A 10,080-nucleotide genomic window follows, 5' to 3' on the forward strand; every position below is an offset into this window, starting at 1 on the left:
TTAGTACAATTTATAAGGGATTTCCCGTTTCAATCTAGTCCCCCACTAGGAAAGGGAACTCCAAAATAAGGATTTTAAAATCGCTTGAGCGCACCGACCGAGTTCGCGTAGAGATTATATCGGCAGGTAGATGACTCATTTATTCATTTTGATATATATATATATATCAAAAATACACAAGCAAAATAACTATAATACGCCGCTAGCAATATATCTCGTCAAAAAAATGAGTCGTAATAAGTATTTCAAGAAATCTCGACCTAAAGCTGGTATCAAAACTGCTCAAAAGCAGAACAATCAAAACGACTTATTTCCTGTAGTCGGAATAGGAGCATCTGCAGGTGGATTGGATGCCTTTATGGAATTACTGAGCCATTTGCCGATCGATACCGGCATGGCGTTTGTAATAATTCAGCATATGTTGCCGAGTCACGGAAGTGTATTGAGTGTGATTCTGGCTCGATCGACCCAGATGCCCGTGCATGAGGTGACAGATGGGATGGTGATAACACCGAATCAGGTCTACGTTATTCCCCCGAATGCCAGCATGACCATCGTCGATCAATCAGTGCTGAAGCTAACGCCTCGCGGCAGAGGAAAGGGCGTATTTATGTCCGTCGATATTTTTCTGTTTTCCCTCGCCCAAGAACGGGGGAACAAAGCCATCGGCGTCATTTTGTCCGGAGGCGACAGCGATGGTGCCCAAGGGTTAAAAGCGATTAAGGCCGCGGGCGGTATTACTTTTGCCCAATGTGAAGACACAGCACAGGTTAGCAGTATGCCGAATACTGCGGTGGCTACGGGTCAGGTAGACTTTATCTTGCCACCGAAACAAATTGCCCAGAAAATAGCAGAGATCGGCAGTCATCCCTACATGAGCGATCGGCCTTTGATAGAATCGCTCACCAGTAAAGATGCGATCACCAGCGAAGGAGCGATCAGCAGTAAAGATGCGACCGCCATTATCTACAGTTTGCTGCGGGCGGATACAGGAGTTGACTTTACTTACTACAAGCAAACCACTTTGATGCGGCGGATATATCGGCGGATGTTCCTCTACAAGCTGGAACGGATCGAAGATTATGCGGAATATCTCCAAAACACCCCGACAGAAGTAACGGCGCTGTATCATGATGTCTTAATTCATGTCACCAGCTTTTTCCGCGACCCCGAAAGCTTTGAGGCCTTAAGCAGCAATGTTTTTCCCGAAATCGTCAAAGATAAATCGCCGAAAACACCGATCCGAATTTGGATTGCCGGCTGTTCAACGGGTGAAGAAGCTTACTCGATGGCCATCTGCTTGCTAGAGTTTTTAGCAGCTCGATCTATTAACCTGCCGATTCAGATTTATGCCACAGACATCAGCGAAAATGCGATCGTGACCGCCCGCACTGGCTTTTATACCCACGCCCAAGCCGCCAATATTTCACTCGAACGCCTACATCGGTTCTTTGTCGAAGTCGAGGGCGGATACCAAATTGCTAAGCCCGTGCGGGAACTCTGCGTCTTTGCTAGACAAAACCTGATCGGCGATCCGCCATTTTCCCGGATGGATTTGATTACCTGTCGGAACGTGCTGATCTATCTGGGACCCCAGTTGCAGAAAAAACTGCTGCCAATGTTCCACTATGGGCTTGGGCCCGGGGGCTTTTTGCTGTTAGGCACTTCGGAAACGGTTGGTGAGTTTTCAGAATTGTTTGCGCTATTCGACAAAAAGAATAAAATTTATACTAAAAAACAGCTATCGCATTGGCTCAGCATGGATTTAAATGCTAGCAGCTATTCTCTGACACCCCCCAACGTTCCACCGCAACAAACGGAAAAAATGGACGAAATCGAAATTGACAAAGAGGCCGATCGCATTGTTTTGAATCACTATGCCCCTGTCGGGGTCGTGATTAACACAGCCAGCGAGATTCTGCAATTTCGAGGACAGACGAATTCCTACCTAAAACTGGCTCCCGGTAGGGCGAGCTTTAACTTGCTGAGAATGGCAAAAGAAGGATTGCGCTTGGAACTGGCAACTGCAATTCAAGAAGCCTCACGGCAGAAGCAATCGATCGCACGGGCAGGGTTGGAAGTTGAAGATGGCGAGATCATCCGGCAGGTCGGAATTAATGTGATTCCATTCCAAGCCGGATCTGTGGCAAAAGACTATTTTTTAGTGTTGTTTCAAGACGAGTTTCCGAGCTCTGCAAGGCCTGCTGCTGACGATGGTAGAGTCAACTCTGATCCTTCACAGGCTGAAAATCAGGAGATTGCAAGGCTGCTAGAGGAACTGAAAACCACTAAAGAACATCTTGGAGCGATCGTCCAAGAACATCAAGCCGCTAATCAAGATTTGAGAGCCGCCAACGAAGAGATTTTGTCAAGCAACGAAGAGTTGCAAAGCATGAATGAGGAACTCCAAACGGCGAAAGAAGAGATTCAGGCAACCAATGAAGAACTCAACACGATTAATGACGAATTGCAGCGGCGCAATCTTGAATCCACTCAGGTGAGCAACGATTTAGAGAATCTGCTGGCCAGCATCAATATTCCGATCCTGATGCTCGGAGGCGACCTGCGAATCCGCCGGTTTACTCCCGCAATCGAAGGTATCTTCAACTTGATTTCTAGCGATGTCGGGCGGTCTTTCAGCGACATCACTCACAAGTTGCTGATACCGGACTTAGAGAAACCAATTTTAGACGTGATCCGCACGCTCAATATGAAAGTTCAGGAGGTTCAAGATCGAGACGGTCGTTGGTACGATCTGCACATTCGACCCTACCGGACGCTCGACCACAAGATTGATGGGGTTGTGCTGATGTTGGTCGATATCAACGATCTAAAAGTGAGCGCCCAGCATTTGATGGAAGCGAAAAATTACGCCGAAACGATCGTGGATACCGTGGTGCAACCGTTGCTAGTGTTAGATCTCAACCTGCAGGCGCTCACCGCCAATCGTTCTTTCTACGAGACGTTTCAGGTGGCGCCGAGCGAAACAGAGCATCGCTCAGTCTTCGATCTGGGTAATGGACAGTGGAATATTCCCAAGTTGCGATCGCTCCTCAAAGAAATTCTGGCAGGTAATCCCCAGTTTCAAAATTTTGAGGTCGAGCATGACTTTGAGGAGATCGGGCATAAAATAATGCGACTCAATGGGCGCAAAATGCCTCCGGTGGGCGATACACATATGATTCTGTTGGCGATCGAGGATATCACCGAGCAAAAACAGTTGGAGACAGAACGCAGCCTTCGGATTCAAGAACAATTGGCTCGTGCGGCTGCTGAGGAGGCCAACCGCGTCAAAGATGAGTTTTTGTCCGTCCTCTCTCACGAACTGCGGACGCCGCTCAATGCAATGATTGGCTGGGCACAGTTGCTGCGCCTGAAAAAATTTGACAAGGCTAAAACCGACGAGGCGCTAAAAACGATCGAGCGCGCCGCCAAAGCACAAAACCAGCTCATCGATGACATATTAGACGTTTCGCGGATTACCACAGGCCAATTTCGGCTCAATGCTTCTGAAGTTGAGCTCAATCCACTGGTTGAAAATGCGATCGGGGTAATTCGTTTCGCAGCAGAAGCCAAAAATATTAAAATTGAATCCAGGCTAAGTCATTTAAAACCAAAGATTTTGGGCGATCCAAGTCGCTTACAACAAGTGGTGTGGAATCTACTTTCAAACGCGATTAAATTCACCCCAGCCGGAGGAAGGATTGACATCACATTAGACTACATAGATGGAATGGCTCAAATCCAAGTTAGCGATACTGGTAAGGGCATTCCCCCTGATTTTCTCCCCTATGTGTTCGATCGCTTCCGTCAGGCGGATAGTAGCTACTCTCGCAGAGACTCAGGATTGGGGCTAGGACTGTCGATCGTCCGTCATTTAGTAGAACTCCACGGCGGTACAGTTTGTGCAGCAAGTGCGGGTGAGGGACAAGGGGCAACCTTTACCGTGAGGTTGCCGCTACGAACAGATATCCATGATAGTTGACTGTTGACTGTTGACTGTTGACTGTTGATTGCTGACAATGACGGACGGTGCAACCGGAATCGATATAACTATTTACCAAGAAACTGGGTCTAAAGCCCCGTCCTTATAGGACGGCTTTAATTATAAGTAATATGAAGAATTATTAAATATACAGACTTGTAAGTAAAAGTTTTAGCAAAAGTGAGAGACTATTCTAATGATAGTTTTAGAGTTTAAGTTGAAGGGCAAAGCGGAACAATATCGAATCATAGACGACATGATTCGGACGGCTCAATTTGTCCGAAATAAAACTCTTAGACATTGGGTAGACAATCAAGGGATTAAGCTAGTAGACCTGTACAAACAATGCGCGGTTATGGCAAAAGAGTTTGAATGGGGGGGCAAGCTTAATTCGACGGCACGTCAAGCTTCAGCGGAACGTGCCATTTTTGCTATCCAACGTTTCTTTGCTAATTGCAAAACGAAAAAACCCGGAAAAAAGGGATATCCACAGTTCAAGAAACATACTCGTTCCGTTGAGTACAAGCAATCCGGTTGGGCGCTTTCTACCGACAAAAGATGTCTAACATTTAAGGACGGTTTTGCTGCTGGGAGATTTAAGTTAATCGGCAGTCGGGATTTGCATTTCTATGCGCCCGATGAGATTAAACGAATCAGCGTTGTGCGTCGTGCCGACGGATACTACGCCCAATTCTGCATCAACGTTGAACGAAAAGAGGAATCCGTTTCTACTGGTAAATTTATTGGCATAGATGTCGGGTTAAACCACTTCTATACTGACAGCGACGGTGAAACAGTTCCTAATCCTCGGTATCTCAGAAAAAGTGAAAAAGCTTTGAAGAGATTGCAGAAGCGAGTTTCTCGGAAAAAGAAAGGTTCCAGAAACCGGAAAAAAGCGATCAACAAGTTAGGAAGAAAGCACCTAAAGGTTAGTCGGCAGCGTAAAGACTTCGCCATAAAGACGGCGTTGTGCGCGGTGAAATCTAACGATTTCGTAGCCTACGAAGAACTTCAGGTGCGGAACATGGTTAAAAACCACAAGCTCGCTAAATCAATTAGCGATGTGGCGTGGTCATTGTTTGCTCAATGGTTGGAATATTTTGGAAAAGTGTACAGCAAAACAGTAATTGCTGTTCCACCTCAGTACACTTCCCAGGATTGTTCAAATTGTGGAAACCTAGTCAAGAAAACTCTGTCAACTCGAACCCATATTTGTAGTTGTGGTGCGGTGTTAGATCGTGATCACAATGCCGGAAAAAACATTTTGGTAAAGGGTTTGAAGCAGGCAGGAATCAATTTAAATACGGTGGGGCACACCGGAATTCACGCTGGGGGACAGACCGATCTCTACTCGCTGCTGGTGACCAAACAGAGATAAGTTCGACTGGATGATCCAAGAATCCCTGCGCCTTCAGGTCAGGGAGTGTCAACAACCTTAACCTCAGCGCCATCCTTAAGAAAACCAGTCCCAGTAACAACCACCCGATCGCCCGCCTTCAAACCCTTTTTAACCACCACCTTAGCAGCAGTCAAATCGCCCACAGCACCCCCGGAAATTTCCCCGACTTCCACCGGTTGAGCCTGCACCTTGTCCTCGCCCACAAGTTTATAAACCAGAGAACTGCCGTCAGGTTGCGGCAAAATAGCTTTAGCAGGGACTTTCAAACCTTGAGCCGTTGTCGTCGAAATGGATGCGCGCAAAAACATTCCCGATCGCAAAAACTCGCTTGTCGGCAAATCAATCTTCACCGTAGCTTGCCGATTTTGCGGGTCAACTACCGGCGAAATCTCTCGCACAGTTCCTGACAACTTAATCCGCTTGTCAGAATCCGAAGTAATTTGCACTGCTGTTCCCGGCCGCACTTGCGAAATCTGAGTTTCCGGCACTTTCAATTGTAGTTCCAGCTTGTTGCCCCGAATAATCGAAAATAGTTTTTGACTTCCCGAAGAAACATCGCCAACTCGACCAATTCTTTCAGCTACAGTGCCACTATCGGGCGCTCGAACAATTGTTTGTTCTAGTTGAGTTTGTAACTGTTTGACTTGTGCATCATTGCTGCGGACACTTGCTGCGTTATTTCCGACATTTGCTCTGGCACTGCTAACACTCGCTCCGGCCGTATTCACTTTAGCACGAGCGCTGGCGAGAGCCGCTCTAGCCGTACTGATATTAGCTTCAGCAGTAGCTACTCTAGCAAGAGAAGATTGCACTTCTTCCGCTGCTTTATTCTGTTCTTGCAAAGCTGTATTCAAGTCAGCTTTAGCTTTGTTCAAGTCTTGAACAGCAGTCTGCCGTTCCGTCTTTCGCCTTTCCAAATCTTGCTGACTAATTACTCCCTGATTCGCCAAATCTTGGGTGCGATTTACTTCTCTTTGAGCTTGATCTAATTTAGCCTGAGCGGAGGCAATGCCGGCTTTAGCTTGAGTGACACCGGCTTTAGCTTGTTCCACACCGGCCCTTGCTTGCCCGACGCCTGTTTTGGCTTGCGCTGCGTCAGCAATGGCTTTTTCAACGCCAGCTTGGGCTTGAGCAACGCCGGCTTGGGCTTCTTGTTGGGCTGACTCGGCTTGCTGTACCTGAGCTTGGGCTTGTTCTACGGTAGAATTGGCCGATTGTACTCCCGCCAGCGCTTCGGCAATTTGCGATCGTAGCACCGAATCGTCCAAAACCGCCATCGTCTGACCTTTTTCTACCGCATCCCCTTCATTCACCAACACCTGCTTGATTTGCAAACCGTTGGCTTGTGGCAGCACTGGCAGCAAGTCATAGGCTGCTACGGTGCCTGTCGCTTCCAGAGTTTCACCCACCTGGGCAGATTCCACAGGCGCCACTGTCACAGTCGGAGCCGTCGCCTGCTGAGTTACCGAAGGAATTGGAGCTGCGGGACGCGAACTCTGATTCCCCCCAGTCAAGTTTACTGCTAGCAACGTTGCAGCCACACCAATCCCTGCGCCCGCCAACAAGGCAGGCCACCTGATTTCTTTGTGGGGCCCAACTTCAGTTGCTTCTGGTTCCCAAACTTGTTCCGCCTCGATTTCTGGAACTTCCAGCGCAACTTCTCGTTCATCTTCGTCAGCGGAGAATTGCCAGCGAGAGTTGTCTGAGACTTCACTTTCAGCTACATCCACTGCTGAGTTCCTGTCGCGCCCGCTCTCCACGGGGGGAAGGGGTTGCTTTTCTTCGGCTTCTGAAAAAACTTGATTAGTCACGGTAGTTCCTCTCGCCAGTATGAGCCTGTGCTTTTGTATATTGTAAAGAAAGATTACGATATTATTTAGTTCATTGTAGCGGAGGGCCTCTGGATTAACGCTTCCTCCTTTTGGGTGAGTGTGGCGGCGTTTCACCTGAGAAGAGCGATTTTGATTAAATTTGATCAAAGTTTGTTCGATGACATTTAATTTGATCTGCCTCTGGGGCATACTGAATATGAGCGTGATTTCCGAGCGTGGGGTCGATCGGACTGGCATTGTCTCTCCCCAAGTGGCTTGGGCATCAACTATCTATCAATGCTCAGAAAAGTCAGTCTAATCTTGAACTGATTATTCCTAATCTATACTCTCATGTGTTTACTGTATAATACGGCACATCTCTTGAAAAATTTGTGCGACTTTATTTAAAAAAATCAAAATGAGTAGTCTCTTTTCTCCCCTCCAACAGTTTCTAATTACTTGGCTGCTAGTGCTAGTAACGGGATGGTTTACCCTAACTGCTGTCAGCTATGTTGGGGAACTGGTCAGCATTTTAGTAACCGCGGGACTCATTGCATTTTTATTAAATTATGCAGTAAAAAGACTGCAAGTATTTTTGCCACGGGGAGTAGCAGCAGGGCTGGTTTATTTAACTGCGGGTGTGATAGTAGTAGTAATCGGTTTAACTATTGTGCCGCCGGTGTTCAACCAAGCGAGCCAGTTGGGGGTGAGGTTGCCGGAATTGCTGGAGTCGGGGCGGCTGCAGCTAGCTGAATTTCAAGCCTGGAGTGCCGATCGCAATTTACCGTTTGACGTGCAAATATTGGAGCAGCAACTGTCAGCTAGAGTCCAGGGACAAGTCCAGGCGATCGCCGGTACGGGTTTAGGCTTAGTTGTAGGTACTGTTAACTGGTTTTTGGACTTAATTTTTATTGTGGTGATTTCCTTTTATATGCTCCTAGACGGGCAAAGAGTGTGGCAGGGTTTGACCAGCATTTTTTCCCCAGACATTCGCTATGTTTTAACAGAGACTTTGCAGCGAAACCTCCAGCGATTCGTATCGGGACAGTTATTGCTGGGACTATTTATGGCCATCTCGTTGAGTCTGGCTTTTTGGTGGCTGCAAGTTCCGTTTTTTCTGTTGTTTGCGGTATTTATAGGATTGACGGAAATAATTCCGTTTATTGGAGCAACTTTGGGAATTGGCACTGTTAGTATAATTGTAGCGTTTATTGATTGGTGGCTGGCGCTGCAAGTGTTGGTAGTGGCGATCGGTCTCCAGCAAATCAAGGATAATTTAGTAGCTCCCCGAATCATGGGCAATCTCACCGGATTGAGCCCGGTAATTATTTTCACAGCTTTGTTGTTAGGAGGTAGAGTGGGAGGATTGTTGGGAGTTATCCTGGCAATTCCGCTCACTGGGGTTGTAAAAAGTATAGTAGAAATTGTACTCAATCCCAAATTGCCACCGCAAACAGGCTCGTTTTTCTACAATCCTTTTAGCGGCGAGGAGTTGGGAAAAATACCAGAAGAGGAAAGTAGAATAATCTTGGTCGCAGATGAACAAAAGTAGTCTAATTTTTGTAGTAAGTAATTCAGTTATGACAACTTTTATAAGTCAGGAATTAAGTTTTGGCTGCTGAGTCCATTAAGAAAAGACTAAAGTCTCTACAAAGAACTTTAGTCTTTACTACGAACCAACTAAAAATCTCAAACCTAAAAAATTATGAAATGGTGGCAAAATCTTAGAAAAAATCCTCTAGCTCGGTTAGGAGCCGTGCTACTGTTAATTTTTTATACAGTCGCACTTTTTGCCGAATTTGTGGCACCTTACGACCCCTATGACTCTCAATTAAACGGTTCATTGCTGCCGCCGACTCAGATTTATTTAACCACCCCAGACGGGCGATTTATCGGGCCCCACGTTTATCCGACTACTCAGGGCCCAGTGGATGCGGATACCGGCGCTCGCGAGGTAATTGTAGACTGGCAAAAACCCTCTGCTGTCGGTTTGTTTGTCAAAGGTTCTTCCTATAATTTTTTAGGAGTTTTGCCATTAGACAGGCATCTGTTTGGTACTACAGGAGAAGGCCAAATTAACATTTTAGGCACGGACGAACAAGCTCGCGATCAATTTAGTCGCTTAGTACACGGCAGCAGAATTAGCCTCAGCATCGGTTTAGTTGGCATAGCAATTTCTTTTCCCTTGGGATTGTTGATCGGAGGCATATCGGGTTATTTTGGCAGTTGGATTGACAGTATCTTAATGCGCTTTGCCGAAGTATTGATGACGATTCCCGGTCTTTATTTATTAGTAGCGCTAGCAGCAGTATTGCCACCGGGATTGACAAGTGCTCAGCGATTTATATTGATTGTGCTGATTACTTCATTTATCAATTGGGCGGGTTTAGCGCGGGTGATTCGCGGTCAGGTACTGTCAATTAAACAACGAGAATTCGTGCAAGCGGCGCGGGCAATGGGCGCCAATCCAATTTATATTATTGTCCGCCACGTGTTGCCACAAACTGCAACTTATGTAATTATTTCTGCCACTTTGGCGGTTCCGGGTTTTATTGTGGCGGAGTCGGTTTTGAGTTTAATTGGCTTGGGGATTCAACAGCCAGATCCTTCTTGGGGGAATTTACTATCCCTGTCTACTAACGCTTCAATTTTAGTGTTGCAACCTTGGTTGGTTTGGCCTCCGGCAACACTGATTATTTTGACAGTTTTGGCGTTTAATTTATTGGGGGATGGGTTGCGAGATGCTCTCGATCCGAGAAGCATTCAAAGGTAATTGGGACTGGGTAATTGGTAAGTGGGAATCGGTAATGGGGAATTCAAATATTTGTAGGGGCGGGTTCACCCAAATTTATATCATCAATTCCCAGAACTAAAAAACCCGCCCC

5 protein-coding genes are annotated in these 10,080 nt (G+C 46.6%); 4 read left to right on the forward strand and 1 reads right to left on the reverse strand.

All coding sequences use genetic code 11. The annotated features are described in order from the left end of the window. Positions 1–226: 226 nt before the first annotated feature. A complete protein-coding gene (locus QUB44_RS00590) occupies positions 227–3,985 on the forward strand; it encodes a chemotaxis protein CheB (protein WP_333361798.1) in 3,759 nt (1,252 codons plus the stop codon). A 196-nt stretch (positions 3,986–4,181) separates the two neighbouring features. After that, complete coding sequence (locus QUB44_RS00595) at positions 4,182–5,363, forward strand: transposase (protein ID WP_333361801.1); 1,182 nt, start codon at positions 4,182–4,184, stop codon at positions 5,361–5,363. Positions 5,364–5,401: 38 nt separating this feature from the next. Here QUB44_RS00595 and QUB44_RS00600 read toward each other — a convergent pair whose 3' ends face one another. Further along, positions 5,402–7,195 (reverse strand): efflux RND transporter periplasmic adaptor subunit, encoded by a 1,794-nt coding sequence (locus tag QUB44_RS00600; protein ID WP_333361804.1) that lies wholly within the window; start codon positions 7,193–7,195, stop codon positions 5,402–5,404. Between the two features lie 418 nt (positions 7,196–7,613). On the opposite strand from QUB44_RS00600, the gene QUB44_RS00605 reads away from it, so the two are divergent. Further along, on the forward strand, positions 7,614–8,747 hold the full coding sequence (locus QUB44_RS00605) for an AI-2E family transporter (protein WP_333361807.1): 1,134 nt from the start codon (positions 7,614–7,616) through the stop codon (positions 8,745–8,747). Between the two features lie 153 nt (positions 8,748–8,900). Continuing rightward, positions 8,901–9,968, forward strand: coding sequence for an ABC transporter permease (locus QUB44_RS00610; RefSeq protein ID WP_333361811.1), 1,068 nt, complete (start codon positions 8,901–8,903; stop codon positions 9,966–9,968). Positions 9,969–10,080 lie beyond the last annotated feature (112 nt).

It is taken from the genome of Microcoleus sp. AT3-D2, from assembly GCF_036705715.1.
Taxonomy (GTDB): domain Bacteria; phylum Cyanobacteriota; class Cyanobacteriia; order Cyanobacteriales; family Microcoleaceae; genus Microcoleus.